Origin of the sequence: Pseudomonas sp. PvP028, assembly GCF_017832255.1 — a bacterium.
GTDB classification, from domain to species: Bacteria; Pseudomonadota; Gammaproteobacteria; order Pseudomonadales; family Pseudomonadaceae; genus Aquipseudomonas; species Aquipseudomonas syringae.
In genome coordinates this window covers 1041440-1059349 of record NZ_JAFIBL010000001.1, presented here as the reverse complement: position 1 = coordinate 1059349, position 17910 = coordinate 1041440, and the positions used below count along the sequence as shown (strand labels likewise).

Annotated in this window: 13 protein-coding genes; 10 read left to right on the top strand and 3 right to left on the bottom strand. The window is 60.6% G+C overall.

Translation table 11 applies throughout. From position 1 onward, the window contains the following. Window positions 1-7 precede the first annotated feature (7 nt). Genes pepP through JOE34_RS04660 form a run of 3 tightly spaced genes read left to right on the top strand, consistent with a single transcriptional unit; the run spans window position 8 to window position 3807 of the window. Window positions 8-1342, top strand: a complete 1335-nt coding sequence (gene pepP / locus JOE34_RS04670) for a Xaa-Pro aminopeptidase (RefSeq protein ID WP_010413551.1) — start codon at window positions 8-10, stop codon at window positions 1340-1342. Next, window positions 1339-2526, top strand: a complete 1188-nt coding sequence (gene ubiH, locus JOE34_RS04665; RefSeq protein ID WP_024682918.1) for a 2-octaprenyl-6-methoxyphenyl hydroxylase — start codon at window positions 1339-1341, stop codon at window positions 2524-2526. The genes pepP and ubiH overlap by 4 nt, the downstream gene beginning before the upstream one ends. A 51-nt stretch (window positions 2527-2577) precedes the next feature. Then, on the top strand, window positions 2578-3807 hold the full coding sequence (locus JOE34_RS04660) for a 2-octaprenyl-3-methyl-6-methoxy-1,4-benzoquinol hydroxylase (protein WP_209995155.1): 1230 nt from the start codon (window positions 2578-2580) through the stop codon (window positions 3805-3807). A gap of 170 nt (window positions 3808-3977) precedes the next feature. On the opposite strand, the gene JOE34_RS04655 is transcribed toward JOE34_RS04660, so the two are convergent. Next, entirely contained in the window at window positions 3978-4970 is a 993-nt protein-coding gene (locus JOE34_RS04655) for an AraC family transcriptional regulator (RefSeq protein WP_010413565.1), read from the bottom strand. Between the two features lie 638 nt (window positions 4971-5608). Between JOE34_RS04655 and JOE34_RS04650 the strand changes: the two genes are divergently transcribed. The 4 genes from JOE34_RS04650 to JOE34_RS04635 all read left to right on the top strand — a co-directional run bounded on the left by JOE34_RS04650 (window position 5609) and on the right by JOE34_RS04635 (window position 9707). Beyond that, window positions 5609-6892, top strand: coding sequence for an MFS transporter (locus JOE34_RS04650; RefSeq protein ID WP_003426030.1), 1284 nt, complete (start codon window positions 5609-5611; stop codon window positions 6890-6892). Between the two features lie 213 nt (window positions 6893-7105). Then, complete coding sequence (locus tag JOE34_RS04645) at window positions 7106-7687, top strand: alpha/beta hydrolase (RefSeq protein WP_010413569.1); 582 nt, start codon at window positions 7106-7108, stop codon at window positions 7685-7687. 83 nt (window positions 7688-7770) lie between these two features. Continuing rightward, on the top strand, window positions 7771-8721 hold the full coding sequence (locus tag JOE34_RS04640) for a sigma 54-interacting transcriptional regulator (protein WP_096138690.1): 951 nt from the start codon (window positions 7771-7773) through the stop codon (window positions 8719-8721). A gap of 203 nt (window positions 8722-8924) precedes the next feature. After that, window positions 8925-9707 (top strand): MetQ/NlpA family ABC transporter substrate-binding protein, encoded by a 783-nt coding sequence (locus tag JOE34_RS04635; protein ID WP_003317320.1) that lies wholly within the window; start codon window positions 8925-8927, stop codon window positions 9705-9707. 257 nt (window positions 9708-9964) lie between these two features. Here the strand turns inward: JOE34_RS04635 and JOE34_RS04630 are convergent, their stop codons facing one another. Continuing rightward, window positions 9965-11218, bottom strand: coding sequence for a lipase family protein (locus JOE34_RS04630; RefSeq protein ID WP_004414494.1), 1254 nt, complete (start codon window positions 11216-11218; stop codon window positions 9965-9967). A 178-nt stretch (window positions 11219-11396) separates the two neighbouring features. On the opposite strand from JOE34_RS04630, the gene JOE34_RS04625 reads away from it, so the two are divergent. Continuing rightward, the gene (locus JOE34_RS04625) at window positions 11397-12623 is read left to right on the top strand and encodes an MFS transporter (protein ID WP_209995153.1); all 1227 of its coding nucleotides are present in this window, start codon (window positions 11397-11399) and stop codon (window positions 12621-12623) included. Between the two features lie 115 nt (window positions 12624-12738). On the opposite strand, the gene JOE34_RS04620 is transcribed toward JOE34_RS04625, so the two are convergent. Further along, window positions 12739-15837 (bottom strand): autotransporter domain-containing protein, encoded by a 3099-nt coding sequence (locus JOE34_RS04620; protein ID WP_209995150.1) that lies wholly within the window; start codon window positions 15835-15837, stop codon window positions 12739-12741. 218 nt (window positions 15838-16055) lie between these two features. Between JOE34_RS04620 and JOE34_RS04615 the strand changes: the two genes are divergently transcribed. Both JOE34_RS04615 and JOE34_RS04610 read left to right on the top strand, forming a co-directional pair. Next, on the top strand, window positions 16056-16952 hold the full coding sequence (locus tag JOE34_RS04615; RefSeq protein WP_010413581.1) for a TauD/TfdA family dioxygenase: 897 nt from the start codon (window positions 16056-16058) through the stop codon (window positions 16950-16952). 16 nt (window positions 16953-16968) lie between these two features. Next, complete coding sequence (locus tag JOE34_RS04610; protein ID WP_010413583.1) at window positions 16969-17850, top strand: ABC transporter ATP-binding protein; 882 nt, start codon at window positions 16969-16971, stop codon at window positions 17848-17850. The last annotated feature ends 60 nt before the right edge of the window (window positions 17851-17910 follow it).

The following is a 17910-nucleotide window of genomic DNA, read 5'->3' as shown; positions in this document are numbered from 1 at the left end:
GCTGCCCATGATTCAGATCCCGAAGTCCGAGTACGCCCGCCGCCGCAAGGCTCTGATGGCTCAGATGGAGCCGGACAGCATTGCCATCCTGCCCGCCGCTGCGGTTGCCATTCGCAATCGTGACGTCGAGCACGTTTACCGGCAGGACAGCGACTTTCAGTACCTGAGCGGCTTTCCCGAGCCGGAAGCGGTGGTGGTGCTGATCCCCGGTCGTGAATACGGCGAGTACGTATTGTTCTGCCGCGAGCGCAATCCCGAGCGCGAGCTGTGGGAAGGCCTGCGTGCAGGACAGGAAGGCGCGATCCGCGAGTACGGTGCGGACGACGCGTTTCCCATCAATGACATCGACGAAATCCTGCCCGGCCTGATCGAAGGCCGGGATCGGGTGTATTCGGCGATGGGTAGCAATCCTGAATTCGACCGGCACCTGATGGACTGGATCAACGTGATTCGCTCCAAGGCGCACCTCGGTGCCCAGCCGCCCAAGGAGTTCGTGGCGCTGGACCACCTGTTGCACGACATGCGCCTGTACAAGTCCGCTGCGGAAATCAAGGTCATGCGTTGCGCGGCGGATATTTCCGCGCGGGCCCATGTGCACGCTATGCAGGCCTGTCGCGCGGGGCTGCATGAATTCAGCCTGGAGGCCGAGCTGGACTACGAGTTCCGCAAGGGCGGTTCGAAGATGCCTGCCTACGGCTCGATCGTCGCCTCGGGGCGCAACGGTTGCATCCTGCATTACCAGCAGAACGACGCGGTGCTCAGGGACGGTGATCTGGTGCTGATCGACGCCGGCTGCGAAATCGACTGCTATGCCAGTGACATCACCCGGACCTTTCCGGTGAACGGCAGGTTTTCTACCGAGCAGAAGGCCATTTACGAGCTGGTGCTCAAGGCCCAGCATGCGGCCTTCGAGGCCATTGGTCCCGACAAGCACTGGAACCAGGCGCACGAGGCGACGGTCAAGGTGATTACGGCCGGACTGGTCGAGCTGGGCCTGCTGCGCGGCGACGTCGGCGAGCTGATCGAAAGCGAGGCCTACAAAATGTTTTACATGCACCGTGCCGGGCACTGGCTGGGCATGGATGTACACGACGTCGGCGAATACAAGGTCGGCGGCGAGTGGCGCGTACTGGAGGTCGGCATGACGCTGACCGTTGAACCCGGGATTTACATATCCCCCGACAACCTGGAAGTCGCGAAAAAATGGCGAGGTATTGGTGTGCGAATCGAGGATGACGTGATTGTGACCAGGCAGGGGTGTGAAATTCTGTCCGGCGGCGTGCCCAAGACCGTCGCCGAGATCGAGGCGCTGATGGCGGCTGCACAGGAACACGTCGCATGAGCCGCTTCAATATCGCCATCGTCGGCGGCGGACTGGTCGGTGCAAGCCTTGCGTTGTCGCTGCAGGCCGGTGCCAAGGCGCGCGGCTGGAAAATCGTGCTCATCGAGCCATTTGCGCCGGGTGAAGCCTGGCAGCCCAGCTACGATGCGCGTTCTTCGGCATTGTCGTTTGGCTCGCGACGCATCTATGAACGGCTTGGCCTGTGGCAGCAGATTTCCCGACGCGCCGAGCCGATTCTGCAAATCCAGGTGTCGGACCGGGGTCGCTTCGGCGCCACTCGCCTGTCTGCGCTCGAAGAGGGCGTTCCGGCGCTCGGCTATGTAGTCGAAAACGCCTGGCTCGGTCAGGCTCTGTGGGCAGGGCTGGATCGTGATGTGGTCAGTTGGCGTGTGCCGGCCGAGGTCAAACACATGCAGCCATTGGCCGACGGTTATCGCCTGAGCCTGAGTGACGACAGCGAGCTGGACTGCGACCTGGCGGTGCTGGCCGACGGCGGCCGTTCCAGCCTGCGCGAGCAGTTGGGTATCGGGGTGCGGCAACGGCCCTACGACCAGCATGCGCTGATTGCCAATATCACGCCGAGCGAAGCTCACTGTGGTCAGGCGTTCGAACGTTTTACCGAGGACGGGCCGATGGCGCTGCTGCCATTGCCGGATAACCGCTGTGCGCTGGTCTGGACACGTCCGGGCAACGATACCCAGCGTCTGGCCGAGCTGGACGACCGCAGTTTTCTGGAAGAGCTGCAGGGCGTCTTTGGCTATCGCCTGGGCACGCTGCGTCAGGTCGGTGCTCGGCATGTCTACCCCTTGGCACTGATCGAAGCCGAAGAGCAGGTGCGCTCGCATCTGGTGATTCTGGGCAACGCGGCGCACAGCCTGCATCCGGTCGCCGGACAGGGGTTCAATCTGTCCTTGCGCGACGCCGATGCACTGGCCGAGACGCTGCTGGACAGCGACGCGCCGCCCGGTGAGCTGCCGACTCTGCAGCTCTACCGTGAGCGTCAGCGCCAGGATCAGCAATTGACCGTGGGCTTCTCCGACAAGGTGACACGCCTGTTCGGCAGCTCCCGGTCGGCGGTTGCCACCGGGCGTAACGTCGGGTTGCTCGGGCTGGACCTGCTGCCTGCCGCCAAGCGCTGGTTTGCCCGCCAGGCCATGGGTTTGGGGACTCGATCCGATGTGTGAATCACACACTTTAAACACAGGGCTTCGGCCGCAAGCGAGAACGGTTTGACCATGGAAACGCGCGCAGATGTGCTGATTGTCGGAGCCGGAATGGTCGGCAGTGCCCTTGCCTTGGCATTGCAGGGCAGCGGCCTTGATGTGCTGGTGGTCGACGGTGGACCGCTGAGCGTCGAGCCGTTTGATCAACAGTCGAGCTTCGAGCCGCGGGTCAGCGCCCTGTCGGCGGCCAGCCAGCGAATCCTCCAGCGGCTGGGCGTGTGGGACGGCATCGCAGCCCGACGCATAAGCCCGTATGCGCATATGCAGGTCTGGGATGGCAGCGGCACCGGGCAGATTCACTTCTCGGCCTCCAGTGTGCATGCCGACGTGCTGGGGCACATCATCGAGAATCGTGTGGTGCAGGACGCGCTGCTCGACCGTCTGCATGCCAGCGACATCGGCCTGCTGGCCAACGCACGGCTGGAACAGATGCGTCACTCCGGCGATGACTGGCTGCTGACCCTGGCCGATGGTCGTCAACTGCGCGCACCGCTGGTAGTGGCCGCCGATGGTGCCAATTCCGCCGTGCGCCGCCTGACCGAAACGCCGACGCGTGAATGGGATTACCTGCATCACGCGATCGTCACCAGCGTGCGCACCGCCGACCCCCACAGAAAAACCGCCTGGCAGCGTTTCACCGATGACGGGCCGCTGGCCTTTCTGCCGCTGGAGCGCGAGGGCGAGCACTGGTGCTCCATCGTCTGGTCAGTCACACCTGCCGAAGCCGAGCGCCTGATGGTGCTGGAGGATGACCTGTTCTGCCGCGAACTGGAGCAGGCATTCGAAGGACGACTGGGCCAGGTGCTGTCTGCCGATAGCCGCCTGTGCGTGCCGCTGCGTCAACGTCACGCCAAGCGTTACGTTGCCAGAGGATTGGCACTGATTGGCGATGCGGCACACACCATTCACCCGCTGGCCGGGCAGGGCGTGAACCTCGGTTTTCTCGACGCCGCAGTGCTGGCTGAAGTGCTGACCCGTGCCGCAAAGCGTGGCGAGCGCTGGTCTGACCTGCGTGTGCTGGGCCGCTACGAGCGCCGCCGCATGCCGCACAACCTCGCGCTGATGGCCGCGATGGAAGGCTTCGAGCGCCTGTTCCAGGCCGACCCGCTGCCCTTGCGCTGGTTGCGCAACACCGGCCTGAAAATGGTCAACCGCATGCCCGAAGCCAAGGCGCTGTTCGTCCGCGAAGCGCTGGGGTTGTCTGGGGATCTGCCTGAGCTGGCGCGGATCGAAGCACGCTAGAAGCCAAGACATACCTACGCGGAGCCCAGGCGCGACGGTGTTCTCAAGAACATCATCGTTCCTCACGCTCCAGCGTGGGAGTGCCTATCGTGACGCTCTGCGTCATGGATGTGCGCCGCGCCGCTTAATCAATAGTGGACGCGGAGCATGGACACGATAGCGTCCCTCCATCAACGCACCACGGCGCTGCGGTACTGTTCCGGTGTCAGCCCGGTCCAGCGTTTGAAGGCGCGGCTCAGGCAGTCGGTGTCGGAAAAACCTAACAGGTAGGCGATTTCGTTCAGCGAGCTTTGCTGATCGTTCATGTGCAAAAGCGCCAGGTTCTGGCGGCATTGATTGAGCAGCAGGTCATAGCAGGAGCCCTCGTCGGCCAGATGGCGCTGCAGGCTGCGCGGGCTCAGGTGCAGGGCTTCGGCAATGCTTCTGACAGTGGGCTCGCCGTCCGGCAGCAGGGTTTCGATGGCCGAGCGTACGCGCTGCTCCCAGATCAGTGACGGTAGCGGATCCCCTTGGGATTCCTGACCGTTCAGCTGTACCGGGCCGTCATCCAGGTGGCTGTCGAATTGATCACCGTCAAACTCCAGCAAGTTCTCCTGCGCCGCAAACATGACCGGTGAACGAAACAGGTCGTGCCAGGGACGCGGGTCCTCGGGCGCGGGACGTTGCAGGTGCACGGCAAGCGGCGCATAGCCCCGGCCGAGCCGATTGCGGCAGGTGCGTACGTAAATCGCGGCAAACGCATCGAGCAGCTCATGGACCGGTGACTGGCAGGAGGATGGTGTGCCGAAGCGGAATTCATAACGCTCGCCGACTGTTCTGAAGTCCAGCTCCAGAGAGTCCTCGGCCATCGAGCGGTAACGTACGATGCGCTCGAACACTTCACGCAGCGAGCCGCTGGCCACCAGTGTGTAGCCCAGCGCATGAAACGCCGTCGGGCTGACAAAACGTGAAACACGTAGACCCAGAGCCGGATCAAGGCTGGCCTGAACTGCGCGTTGCCAGAGGGTGGCGGTGACATCCGGCGAGAATTGCGCATCGGCCTCACTCAGCCTATTCAGGTCAATGCCCGCGCTCTGGCACAACGCATCGCTGTCCATGCCCAAGGCAGTGAGCTGCTTGCGCAGAGCGGGGGTCCAGCTGGCGAGACTGCTTGGCTCGGGCATGCACACGCCTCTTCCTGACATGAGGTGACTTCAGCATCAGGCTCGTGCCGATAAGGTCTCACCGGGCAACTCCCTTGCCTGACGCCGCCTTCAAGAATGAAAGCATTTGTGACAGTTGTGCAAGTGTCATGACGCGTTTCTTGCCGTTACGCAGAAAATAGTCCGCGCTATCACCACTGAGCGACGCTCTATAGGCCGAAACGAGCTATGAGCAGGCGCCGATTATGCAGTCATCGTATAACGCTAAAGCGCGCCTCTTTTTCCCGACGCCTCGCTAACCCATCCCTGATGCAGGTCAGAGCGTTTCTGTCATTTGACACTGGAATGGCAAATGACTATAAGTGCATCATGTTGTACGACAACATAAGACTTGAAAAAAATTACAACCACAAAAATAATTCAAAGAGTAACAACCTCATGATCAGTCTGAATTCTCAGGCCATAAACGCGTGCTCTTCGTGCGAAAAATCTGTTTTTACGCATGATCGTCGGCAGAAAGCGCATAAAAGTCTTCTGAAGAAACCGTAATCTGAAGTTACATAAAACCAGCCGCCTCACGGCCTTGGCCGCGGGACGCTCATCGCCAATCTAAAAATAAACAGGGTGAAGAGATGAAGATAAAAGGCATTCGGTGGTGGATGGTGGGGCTGGTAACGGCCGGCCTGGTCGTCAACTACCTGGCACGCAACACGTTGTCCGTCGCAGCACCGACGCTCATGAGCGAACTGAGCATTTCCACCGAGCAATACGCGCACATCGTTGTCGCCTGGCAATTGTGCTACGCCATCATGCAGCCCGTGGCGGGCTATATCATCGACGCGATCGGCACCAAAATGGGCTTTGCGATTTTCGCCATCGCCTGGTCTGGCGCCTGCGCTGCCGCCGCATTTGCAACCGGTTGGCAGAGTCTGGCGATCTTCCGCGGCATGCTCGGCCTGACCGAAGCAGCAGGGCTGCCGGCAGGCGTCAAGGCGACCACCGAATGGTTTCCGGCCAAAGAGCGCTCGGTGGCCATCGGCTGGTTCAACATCGGCTCGTCGTTCGGCGCATTGCTGGCGCCGCCGCTGGTGGTCTGGGCCATTCTGCAGAGTGGCTGGGAGCTGGCGTTCCTGATTGTCGGCGGTCTTGGCATTGTGTGGAGCGGCCTGTGGCTGCTGCTGTACAAGCACCCGCGCGATCAGAAGCGTCTTGGCGATGCCGAACGTGACTACATCCTCAGCGGCCAGGAAGCGCGTCTGAAGGATGCACCTGCCCAGAAAGGCAGCTGGAAGCGACTGTTCAAAAACCGTAATTTCTACGCAATTGCCTCGGCGCGGATCCTCTCCGAGCCTGCCTGGCAGACCTTCAATGCGTGGATCCCGCTGTATCTAATGACCGAGCGTCACATGAATATCAAGGAAGTCGCGATGTTCGCCTGGCTGCCGTTTCTGGCGGCTGACATCGGTTGCGTACTCGGCGGCTACCTCAGTCCGTTGTTCCACAAGTACTGCAAGGTGTCGCTGTTCACTTCGCGCAAGATGGTCATGCTGTTCGGCTGCTCCTGCATGATCGGGCCAGCGTGCATCGGGCTGGTCGAGAGTCCCTATACCGCCATCGCCTTGCTGTGCATCGGCGGCTTTGCCCACCAGACCCTGTCGGGCGCGCTGTATTCGATCACCTCGGATTCATTCGGTAAAAACGAGGTTGCAACAGCGACCGGGATGGGCGGAATGTTCGGCTTTTTCGGGGCGGCGGCGTTCACCATGGTATTCGGCGTGCTGGTCACCAAAATCGGCTACAGCCCGCTGTTCGTGGTGCTGGCGATCTTCGACATTATCGCTGCAATCGTGGTCTGGAACGTTGCCCGTGAAGTCCCGCAGCACGACGAACCATTACCGCTGGCTGCGGGCGAGCAGGGGCCGCGTACTGTGCCTGCAACCTGAGGCCGTCGTAATCCTGTAACGAAGTGTGGATAGTCTTTGCCCTGAAAGTGATTTTTATTGGAGGCCGTTCCTCGAAGGCAGGGAGTGGCCTCTTTTTTTGCCTGTCAGCTGATATTCGTTTTGGGAATTAACAAATAGCTTCTTATTCCTTAGCGAATATACCTTCCATCCCTATACTCGTCTCATGAACGCATACATGCAGGAGGCGAATCCATGCATAACGAGTCGATCCGGTATCTGATCGTGCCAGGCTGGCAAGGGTCTCCTGATGATCATTGGCAGACCCACTGGCAGAACAGTCTGCCCAACAGCACGCGCGTGGAGCAGGCCGACTGGCTCAAGCCACGTCGTGAAGACTGGGTGGGTGAGTTGCAACGCACGATCGCCGCGCACGACACGCCAGTGATCCTGATCGCGCATAGCCTGGGTTGCGTCACCGTCGCGCACTGGGCCCGACTCGCGCCGCTGGAAACCTTGCGTCAGGTGCAGGGCGCACTGCTGGTGGCACCGGCCGACGTCGATCGTCCGAATTGCCCGCCTGCGTTGCGTAATTTTGCACCGATCCCTACTGATCTGTTGCCGTTTCCGACGCAGATCGTCAGCTCTGACAACGATCCTGCGGTCAGCTCCCAGCGGGCCATCGAGATGGCGCGTCACTGGGGTGCCGAGCTAGGCTTTCTGAGTCAGGCCGGGCATATCAACGTCAAGTCCGGCCATCAACGCTGGGAGCAGGGTTTCGCCTACCTGTATCGCCTGCAAAACCGTCTGGAGCAACACGCGCGTCGTCGTGCATGACCGGGCAGCTTGTTTATCGGACTCACCGGGTCCCGTCTTTTTAAACGCTTGAGCCATCGCAAGGGCTCAGGCGGGAGTGTGTCATGAGCCTTCACGAAAACTTCGGTCAGCCGCTGCTGACCTTTCCCGATGCGGAAAAAAGCCCACTGAGCATTCGCGCCAAGGCGCTGGTGTTTATCGATCCACGCTCGCGTCGGTTGCGTGAAGAAATGGAGCAACTGGCTCCCCGTTCTTTACCGGTACTGATCCGTGGCGAGTCCGGGACCGGCAAGGAATTGCTGGCGCGGCATATTCATCGCGGCAGCGATCGCTCCGGGTTGTTCGTTTCAGTGAACTGCGGTGCCATCAGTCCGACCTATGCCGACGCCGAATTATTCGGCTACGCCGCCGGAGCTCACAGTGGGACGGTCAGCAGTCGCGCAGGCTGGTTCGGTTCAGCCAATGGCGGCACCTTGTACCTGGACGAGATCGGCGACCTGCCGTTGCCGATCCAGGTCAAGCTGCTTGCGGCCCTTGAAAATCACGAAGTCACGCGAGTGGGCGCCCAGCAGCCGAGCCCGGTCGATGTGCGTCTGGTCGCCGCCACCAGCATCGATCTGGCCCAGGCCGTGGCCGCCGGGAAATTCCACGAGCGTCTTTATCATTACCTGAGCGAGGGCCGCCTTGATCTGCCTGCTCTGCGCGAGCAGCCGGGCAACATCCTGCCGTTGGCCGAATATTTTGTGGGGATCTACAGCCAGCGTCTGAACCTGCCGGTGCAACTGATCAGTGAGGACGCGCAGCGCACGCTGGAGGCGCACAGCTGGCCCGGTAATACCCGTGAGCTGGAGAACGTCATTCACTTTGCCTTGCTGGTCAGCAGCGGTGATGAAATTCGCGCACAGGATATCAATCTGCCGGACATCGCCGATCCGTTGACGCTGATCGAGCGCCAGACGCAGCTATTGCTGAATGGTGGTGATCGCAGGCAGCTTTCCGCGCTCAGGCAATTGCTTGAAACAGTCACCTCGGAGCTGGCGCGGCGTCCCGCTTGAGCGCGCCCCAGCGCGGTCTTGATGAGGTAAAGTAGATCCTGATGCAAAAAAGCATAAGCACTCGATTAAAAAGTATTTTATCGGAATATAAAACACCGGTAATGTCAGCATGATGTCGCAGGGTTCGGATAGCTGTGGCAAACCATTGAATAATAAGGTGTCATTTTCTGGATGACGCTCTCGGATTTCGTTAAGGACATTGCATGAAAAAGACGTTTTTGCTGACCGCTCTGGCGGCTGTGTTCTCGATTGGCCTGGCTCACGCAGGTGAAAAGCTGGTAGTCGGCGCGACGCCCGTACCGCACGCGGAAATCCTTGAGCTGATCAAGCCGACCCTGGCCAAGGAAGGTGTGGACCTGGAAATCAAGGTCTTCACTGACTACGTACAGCCGAACGTGCAACTGAACGAGAAGCGTCTGGACGCCAACTACTTCCAGACCAAGCCTTACCTGGATGGCTTCAACAAAGCCAAGGGCGACAATCTGGTGACTGGCGTGGGCGTACACGTGGAACCGTTCGGTGGCTACTCCAGCAAGTACAAGACACTGGCGGATCTGCCTGAAGGCGCAACCATCGCCATTCCAAACGAAGGCAGCAACGCAGGCCGCGCACTGCTGCTGTTGCAAAAAGGTGGCCTGATCACCCTGAAGGATCCGACCAACGCCCTGTCCACGCCGAAAGACATCGCAACCAACCCGAAGAAATTCAAATTCCGCGAACTCGAATCAGCTGTACTGCCACGTGCGTTGAAGCAGGTTGACCTTGCCCTGATCAACACCAACTACGCGCTGGAAGCCAAGCTCAATCCGAAGAAAGACGCGCTGATCATCGAGGGTGCCGATTCGCCTTACGTGAACTTCCTCGTCACCCGCAAAGACAACGCCCACACCGACGCCATCGAAAAGCTGTCGAAAGCGTTGACCAGCCAGGAAGTCAAAGACTTCATCAACAAGAAGTACGACGGCGCGGTATTGCCTGCGTTCTGATTACTGACTCTCGCTCTCCCAACTATCGTGCGACGCTCCGCGTCGCAGCTACATGCTGTATGGGGCTGGACAGAAATCTTGGTGGGAGTGAGCTTGCTCACGAAGGCGTTGGTCCAAACGCCATATTTCCGGGGGCTGCACCGGCCTCTTCGCGAGCAAGCTCGCTCCCACAAAGACATGTGTGTAAAGCTGAGCGCGGAGCATGTTGCGGGCACTTATCGTTCCTCACGCTCTGGTGTGAGGAACGATAACCTCAACTATCGTGCGACGCTCTGCGTCTCCCCACAATTCCCCGTCATAAACTCCCCCGAAAATGCTTTCTCGACAAAACGTGTCGAGTCCGGCAGTGAGCCATTCACTGCGCCGGAGTGATCCAGTTGCGGGTAGTAATGCCATTCGATGCGGTCGCCTGCCCTGCACGCGTCCTTGACCAGCGCGATCTGGCTGCGAACAGGTGAGATGACGTCCTTGCCCCCGGTACCGATAAATACCGGAATGTCCGACTTTACCGTCGGGTAGTCCGAATGGCGATTGACCTGATCCAGTGCTTTCTCGGGTGAGCGTTTGAAACTGTTGTTGAACGTCAGTCCATCCGCGACCACCTTGCGCTCGATGGCTTGCAGGCATTCACGCTGGCTGGTTTCAAACGCGGGCTTCGCGCGGTCGCTCAGGTAATCGGCGGGATGCAGCAACGGGTTGATCAGCGCGGCGGTACTCAATCGCAACAGGTTGTAGGCCAGCGACGGCGAGACCTGATCGCGGAAGTTATCCGGTCCGGTATGTTTCTCATGCAATTGAGCCATCGGATAAGGCGTCCCGGTCGCGACCACACCGACAATGTTCAATTCGGGCGCGTAAGTCTTCTGATACACGGCCGTAGCGAAAGCGGCACGGCCACCCTGGGACTGCCCAAACACAACCACCCGCGAAGATAGCTTGAACCCAGCACCTTGAACGGCACGAATGCTGTCGAGCACACCATATGCCAGCGGACTGCTCAGCCCGAACGGATGCAGCCCCGGCGTCCCCAAACCCTCATAGTCAGTAGCCACAATCGCATAACCCCGGCCAAGCCATTCATTCAGGTAGCGCGTATCGCGATCACTGCGCCCTGTGAATGAAGGCGCACAGATGTCCGCGCTACCGACAGTACCGTGCGCCCACGCCATCAGTGGCCATCCGCCCTTTGGCGACTTACCTCTGGGCATGAACAGAGCACCTGACACTGCGACTGGCTGATTGTTGAGCCCGTCTGTTGAGGTGTACAGGATGCGGACATTCTGTCCGGCATTTTCGAGACTCTGCTTGTCCGTCAGCGGTTCGGAGCGCAGCAGTCGGCCCGGTGTCGGCGGCACTTTATCCGGCCATGTGTAAAAGGCAGAAACACCGCCCTCGCCATATCTGGTCGCATTAACAGATGGCCTGGCAGACCCTGGTGCGGCGCTGCAACCTGCGAGCAGGACCGTCAACAGGATGGCCAGAATGGCCGAGGACCTTGGCGATGAGTTCATCAGTATTTCTCCACGAGCTCACAGGAGAGGGCGTCTCAGCATGGATGTATCAAGCCAGGTATGACCTGAGGAATACTAACTGTAGCGAGCGCCGCCAGCATTAAAATCGTAAATCCAATAAGCTCCAACGCCTGGCTCGGTTAATCGCGATGCACGTCCCGGCCTACAGGAGTTTTCCATGCGTAAGGATTACCTCGCTTTCTTCGTCTCGCTTTTCCTGTCCAGGCTGGCGGATCAGATTCTGTTGTTCATTGTGCCGCTGGTGGTGTTTCAGACCACCAACAGCGCATCGTGGGCCGGGCTGGCGTTTTTCGTTGAATCGCTGCCGAGGTTTCTCGCGTTTCCGTTGTGTGGTGCCCTCTGCGACAAATACCCGCCAGTCAAAATTCTGCATATCAGCCAGATCTACCGGGCATCGCTGTGCGTGCTGGCGATGGTGCTCTACGCCATCTTTGGCGGTATCGGATGGCTGGTGGTGCTGTCGGCATTGTGCGGGGTGCTGACCACGCAAGGCATCATGGCGCGCGAAGTGCTCATGCCGCATATCTTTCAGCACTACAGCTACACCAGAACGTTGTCCTATTCCCAGATCGCCGACCAGTCCGGGCTGGTTCTCGGGCCCTTGGTCGCGGCACTGATGCTTGAAGTGTGGGCCTGGCACTGGGTCGTACTGTTGACCGCTGGCCTGTTCCTGCTGGCAGACCTGAGCATGCTCGCGTGGCAACGTCTCAGCCGTATCACGCTGGAGGTGTTCGAGCAGCATCAGGACATCTGGCTGCAGCCGTTGCGGATTGCATTCGGGCATATCCGCAGCCAGGCGGAATTGAAAAAGATCATCACGCTGGCAGTAGGCGTCAACCTGATCGTCGGTGTCACGCTGGCGACCTCGGCAGCCATGGTGATCGGTGAGTACAGCGCCGGCAAAGACAGCTACGCCGGCCTGCAGGCGGCGGGCGCGGTGACGACCATCGTGATCCTGTTCTTCCTGGCCCGCGTGGCTCTGCCTATGCGCGTGCTGGGTGGCGTCGGCTTTTCGATGATCGCGACCGGGGCATTCATCAGCGCCCTGAGCCCGAACCTGATTGGCTATGCGCTCGGGTTCCTGTTGATCGTCGGCTTCGACAAGATGTTCAACGTCTACATGCGCACCCTCCGGCAGCGGGTGATACCGCCTCAGGACTTCGGCAAGACGGTGGGCGTGATCACGTTGCTCAACAACCTGTCGCAGCCTCTGGCGGGTTTGCTGGTGGCCCTGCTCGCAGCGCCCTTGGGCATCCGCCAGGTCATCCTGAGTTTGACCATGCTGACGAGCGTTATCGGGGCGGGTGCCCTGTGGTGGTTTGCAAAGGCACGCAGCCCATTCCCGACCCCGATTGTTGAGGCTGATCGGGATGCTGGGAAATGAAAGCGAGAGGGTTGGCGTGTTATGGAATTGAGGGTCAACGCAAGAGCGCTCAGACCCCCTGATAACTTCGGCAGGCTGCTCTCCGCCCCTACAGAGAGCAGCCGCCGCTTCAGCCTTAAAACGCCAATGTCACCCGGGCATTCAGCGACTGATCCGATGCGTCGTTGCTCACCTGACCGTCGTAGCTCAGGCCCACGCTCAGCGTATCGCTCAACCCCAGGTCGACACCTGCGCCGAGCACGGCTGCGCTGCGGGCGATGGGGGCGCCGGAGAGTTCGAAGGTGTCACCGCCGCTGAAGGCCGAGCGGCTTTCCGGGGTGACGTCACCGTAGGCGCGACGCCAGCCCAGTGTGGCGTTGGGTTTGATCACGACGCTGCCTGCGTTCAGGCGGGTCGCTGCACGCAGGCCCAAGGTGCTGAAGGTGATGTGGTTGTCCTGGGACTTGTTCTGCAGGCTGATGGCGTTGCTGTTCTCGTCGAAGGCGTCGGTGTCCAGGCGTACGTGCGCCAGGTTGGCGAAGGGTTCAAGCTGTGCGTTGCCCATTTCCAGGGTGTAGCCCAGTTCGCCGAAGACCTGATTGGTCGCTGCCTTGTAGTCTTCCTTGAAGTGCTCGGACGAGCCCGGCAGGTCCAGCGTGCGCTTGGCGGTCAGCTCATGCCAGGTGCGTACCGCGCCGAGGCGCAGGCCCAGTTGGCCCCACTTCGCGCCGCCGTAGACACCCAGATGATAGTTGTCGCTGTCGGTCGAGCCGGACGCGTGGCGCAGGTCGAAGCTGCTGTTGCTGAAGCCTGCCAATGCACCTACACGCCAAGTGTCGTCGAGCGGTACGTCGGCGCCGAACAACAGGCCGCTGGTGCGGGTTTCGAGGCCCGAGGCGTCACGGCTGCTGTCGGTCTGGCCGGTCGCGCCGATGGCCTGGGTCCACACCACACCGCGCGAGGCGTCACCGGCGAGGGTTTGCGTGGTGCTGCCGAATGCCTGTGCAGATTGGGCTTGTTGCATGCGAGCATTCATGGCATTGCGCACCAGCCGGCTGTCTTCGATCAGTGCAGACTGCGTCGACGCGTGCAGTTCGTTGGACAGCGCGTTAAACGTGGCCTGCGCCGTCGAGGCGTCGTCCTGTACCACCTGACGCCACAGCGCGTTGCCTGCGCCCGCGCTGTCCAGCCCCTGCGCGACCGCCTTGGCGTTGCGCGTGGTCGCCAGGCTGGCGAAGGTTTGTGCGTTGCGATCCAGCGTCAGCCCGACATCGGTAGCGGTGTAGTTCAGCGTCGGGGTAAGGAACGCGAAGTTGGTTTGTACGGCGGCAAATGCACCGCTCACGCCACCGGCTGCGGAGAGGATCGAGTAACGGCTGGCGGCCAGCCAGTTACCGCCCTCGACCAGTGACAGCGTGCTGTTATTGATCGTGGCGCGGCCGCTGGCGACGATGCGGTCGGCTTTGCCACTGGCGTCCGACTCCACTTGATAAACCGAACCCTGAGCCAGGTTGACGTCACCGTTGACGTTCAGTTGCCCGACCGAATTACCCGGTGCGACCACGCCACCCTGAGCGACGTTGATGCCGCCGACGGTGCCGTTGCCACCCAGCGTTGCGCCTTGCTGCACGCTGACGATGGAGTTACCGAGGTTGCCATTCACTGCCAGGCGACCGGCCTGCACGGACGTCGCGCCGGACAGGCTGCTGTTGCCGGTCAGGTTCAGCGATCCGATACCGCGTTTGATCAGCGCACCGTTGCCGGTCAGGGTGTTGGCGAGGGTGTCGTTGGTGGACTGATCGACCATCAGCGTTGCGTTATCGGTGATCGTGCCGCTGCCGAAGGCCTGGGCATGACCGGTCAGGGTGCCGCCGTTGATCAGCGTGCCGCCCGAGTAGGTGTTGTTGCCGGTCAGGATCAGGTTGCCCGTACCGTTCTTGATCAGTGCGCCGCTGCCGCTGATGTCGTTGCGCCAGGCGTCGATGGCGTTATAGCCACCCAGGCTGGCGTTCATGTTGACGGTGACGTTGGAATTGAACGCGCCGTAACCATCGCCTGCGGCATACAGGTTCAGGCGACCGTAGCCACCTGACTGATCGATCACTGCGTAGCCCGACGACAGTTCAGTGGTCGCCAGAATCTCGCGGCGCTGGCTGGCGTCCAGGTACGGGAAGCGTGTTTCCAGCAGCACTTCAGCGTTGGTTGGCACGACCGGGGCGAGGTTGGTCGGGCCGACCGGGTCGAAGCCGTAGGTCATGCGCGCGGTGTACAGCGCCTTGTCCTGTGCGTGCTGGGAAGTGCGGTCGGTGGCCGGGTCGATGGCCGTCATGCAATTGTTGACGTTGCCGCCGCACTGAGCAGTGAAATAGGCCAGCGCCTGTGCGCGAGCATCGGCGCGCAGTTGGGCGTTGGCGGAATTGGACAGATTGTCGATGGCGAAATAGGTCGCCGTGATTCGCCCGCCCATCACGTCGAAGGGCGAGTGCATGCCCGCTTCGATGCGGTTGTCGCCGATCTCCGAAGCACGCAGCATCAGCTCGCTGAACCGCTCCGGGATCGCGTAGGCCAAGGCGTAGGCTGACAGGTAAGCTGCGTTGGTGTGACCGCTGGGGAAACCCGAGTCACTGGCCGGCGTGGTGCTTTCGGCCGGGCGCAGGGACGGCGCGACGACGAATGCCAGGCTCTGTCCGTCGAGGCTCTGCCGCCATGGCCGTGGATACAGATAGTGGGACTTGGCCGGAGTCGTGGAGGCATCGTTGCGCACGGCGCCGACCAGATCGACCACCTTGCCCAGCGCTGAAGACGAACTGCCTGCGCCATTGCCTTTGTCGTCGTACTTGACGGTTTTGTTGCTGTCGTCGAATTGCGTGATCGTCGTGAACGCGCCCGCGCCTGCTTTGTAAGCATCGCTCAGCGAGCCCAGGCCGCTGATGGCGCTGTAGCTCTGGTCGCGGCGGTCATCGAAGTAGGCGGCGGTTTCCTGCGCCAGCGTGCGCGAGTTGGCACGGTCGACCACGATCTGCAGGTTGCGCCGAAGCAAGCTCTGACCGAGGGCGGTGGGCGTGCCGGTGTCCCAGGTTGCACCGGTTGTCCAAAGGGTATTGAACCCGGAGAGCAGATCGACACCGTTTATACGATTGTCATTGGCACGGCTCGCAGCCTGAACCGAGACGGCAAGCAGCGACAGTATCAATGACGACACCATTACATGGACAACCGGTTTATTGGATCGCATAGCAGGCGCTTCACTCAGGTCGAATAAGGCGCCGACCCTAGCAAGCCGTTCTGACACTTCGATGTAACTGTCATGACACATTTATGCTGGATTGGGCCTGCGAGGCACCCGCATGAAATATTCGGCGCTATCGTTATTCCCCAACGGTATTTAAATTCTCTTTCTTATACCTATAGAGTTTCGTCTTTCAGTCACACAGTCCTGGAGTCGGAGTTCTCATGCCAGCAGCCTCCCTCGCTTCATTGTCCGCTCAACCTGCTTCGCAATCCTTCGAAGTGCGTCCATTCACCGAAAAGGTGGGCGCGGAAATCGTTGGGCTGGATCTGTCCAGGCCGTTGAACGATGCCGACTTCGCTCGTGTGCATCAGGCACATCTGGATCACCATGTGGTGGTGTTCCGCGATCAGCAGATCACGCCGCAGCAGCAGATCGATTTCAGCCGGCGCTTCGGGGTGCTGCAGATCCATGTGCTCAAGCAGTTTCTGTTGGCCAACCACCCGGAAATCCTGATCGTCTCCAATATTGTCGAGAACGATAAGCCCGTGGGCCTGGGCGATGCCGGCAAGTACTGGCATTCGGACCTGTCTTACAAGGAGCTGCCGAGCCTGGGCTCGATGTTGTACGCCCAGGAGCTGCCGAGTGAAGGCGGCGATACGCTGTTTGCAGACATGCACCTGGCATGGGAAACGTTGCCGCAACACCTGCGCGATGCCGTCGAGGGGCGTTCAGCGGTGCACAGTTACACCGCACGCTACGCCGAGGGCCATAACGCCGCCAACTGGCGTCCGCCCCTGACCGCCGAGCAACTGGCGCAGGTGGTCGAAGTCAGCCACCCGATTGTTCGCACTCATCCTGAAAACGGGCGCAGGGCGCTGTTTGTCAGCGAGGGTTTCACGACGCGCATCCTCGGTCTGCCGGAAGACGAGAGCCGTCAGATTCTCAACGAGATTTACGCGCACAGCGTGAAGCCCGAACACATTTATCGACACCAGTGGCAGGCCAACGACATGGTGTTCTGGGACAACCGTTCCCTGATCCATCTGGCTGCCGGCTGCCCGGCGCACCTGCGTCGCAAGCTGCATCGCACGACCATTCAAGGCACCGCGCCATTTTGATTCAGGAGAGCCGTTCATGAATGCTGTCGCGCAAGGCCACACGGCCAGCACCAGCACCCAACCGCAGCCGGCTGCACAGCCCACTGCTGAAGCCTTGCTGCAAGTTCGCGGCGTCAGCCTCGAATACCGCACGCCAGAACGCGTGGTGCGGGCGACGCATCAGGTCAGTTTCGAAGTCGATCCGGCCGATCGTTTCGTGCTGCTCGGCCCATCCGGTTGCGGCAAGTCGACGCTGCTCAAGGCGGTGGCCGGTTTCATCGCGCCCAGTGAGGGCGAGATTCGCCTGGCGGGGCATCAGGTCACCGAGCCTGGCCCGGACCGCATCGTGGTGTTTCAGGAATTCGACCAGTTGCCGCCGTGGAAAACCGTGATCGAGAACGTCATGTTTCCGCTGCTGGCATCACGCACGCTGAAGCGCCCCGAAGCGCTGGAGCGCGCACGTTATTACCTGGAAAAGGTCGGCCTCAGCGCGTTTGCCGATGCCTATCCGCACACCTTGTCCGGTGGCATGAAGGCCCGTGTAGCAATTGCCCGAGCCTTGGCCATGCAGCCGAAAATCCTGCTGATGGATGAGCCGTTCGCCGCGCTGGATGCACTGACCCGCCGCAAGATGCAGGAAGAGCTGCTGGAGCTGTGGGAAGAGGTGCGCTTTACGCTGCTGTTCGTCACGCACTCCATCGAAGAAGCGCTGGTGGTCGGTAACCGCATCCTGCTGCTGTCGCCGCATCCGGGCCGTGTACGGGCGGAAATCAACAGCCATCAATACGACCTGAAAAGTCTCGGCGGCGTCGGCTTTCAGCAAACCGCACAGCGTATTCATCGGTTGTTGTTCGATGAGGGCGAGGCCGGGCCGGTGGAGCAGGATCTGAATTTTCAGGACATCCGGATTGCTTATTGACTGGCCGCACTGGTACAGGTTTTTGATTCTGGCCGAAGGCCGTAGGAGCGAACTCGTTCG